The organism is Pseudomonas frederiksbergensis, from assembly GCF_017114915.1.
GTDB lineage: Bacteria > Pseudomonadota > Gammaproteobacteria > Pseudomonadales > Pseudomonadaceae > Aquipseudomonas > Aquipseudomonas frederiksbergensis_I.
In genome coordinates this window covers 1-632 of record NZ_JAAUOE010000116.1, presented here as the reverse complement: position 1 = coordinate 632, position 632 = coordinate 1, and the positions used below count along the sequence as shown (strand labels likewise).

Annotated in this window: 1 protein-coding gene; it reads right to left on the bottom strand. The window is 57.0% G+C overall.

The annotated features are described in order from the left end of the window. Positions 1–38: 38 nt before the first annotated feature. Complete coding sequence (locus tag HCU66_RS26990) at positions 39–497, bottom strand: REP-associated tyrosine transposase (RefSeq protein WP_205891392.1); 459 nt, start codon at positions 495–497, stop codon at positions 39–41. Between the last annotated feature and the right edge of the window lie 135 nt (positions 498–632).

Below are 632 nucleotides of genomic sequence, written 5' to 3'. Positions count from 1 at the left end.
CGGCGGCCATGAACACGCCTTCGCCGGCAAGCCGATACTTACAACCATACGGCGTCCCACAACGGGTAATCATGCACGCGTCTGACCAGACCGGCGCGCAATGGATTGGCGATGATGTAACGGGCTACTGTCAACAGATTTTCTTCGTGGCGGATGGCGCGGTCGTGGAAGCCTCTTTGCCAAAACTGGCCCGAGCGACCCAGGTAGGCATTAATCTCTCTCGCGCTGCGGGATTTAGTCGCAAGCATCAACTGCGACAGCGTGCTGTTTTGGAGTTCGACCAGCCAGTGAAAATGGTCGGGCATCACAACCCAGGCCAGGGAATCGACGTATCCCTCTGTGCGGGCTTGACGAAATTGATCCACCACCAGACGTCCCGCTCGCCAATCGCTGAAAACGGGTTTGCGCAAGTGAGTGACGGCAGTGAGCAGGTAGATTTGTCCGCACTGGGAGTGGCGTCCGGTGCGCAGGTGATTGGCGTGGGAACGAATGGGCAATCCTTTGCCCTCCTATGTAAGTAGAAAAGAGTAAGGCTAGCGCGCAGAGGATTTAACCTCGTAAAGGTTTGGATCTGGATATGTCACGGTCACCGCCTTCGCCGGCAAGCCGGCTCCTACAGGTTCGGCGTTTTC